This is a genomic window from Mixta theicola, assembly GCF_002895925.1.
Classification (GTDB): Bacteria; Pseudomonadota; Gammaproteobacteria; order Enterobacterales; family Enterobacteriaceae; genus Mixta; species Mixta theicola.
Window position 1 is genome coordinate 1 of record NZ_NWUO01000072.1, and the last position, 201, is coordinate 201.

At 54.2% G+C, this 201-nt stretch carries 1 rRNA gene; it reads right to left on the reverse strand.

Annotated features, from left to right (window positions below):
- Window positions 1-132: 132 nt before the first annotated feature.
- Window positions 133-201, reverse strand: a 16S ribosomal RNA gene (locus tag COO59_RS20675); the annotation flags it as partial.

Consider the following 201-nt stretch of genomic DNA (forward strand, 5'->3'; position numbering starts at 1 on the left):
TGTTACCGCCGTGAAAGGGCGGTGTCCTGGGCCTCTAGACGAAGGGGACACTGAGTCTGCTTCGCAAGACGCCTTGCTCGTTACTTCTATCAGACAATCTGTGTGAGCACTTCACGGGCGGGATTCACTAGGTAAGGAGGTGATCCAACCGCAGGTTCCCCTACGGTTACCTTGTTACGACTTCACCCCAGTCATGAATCA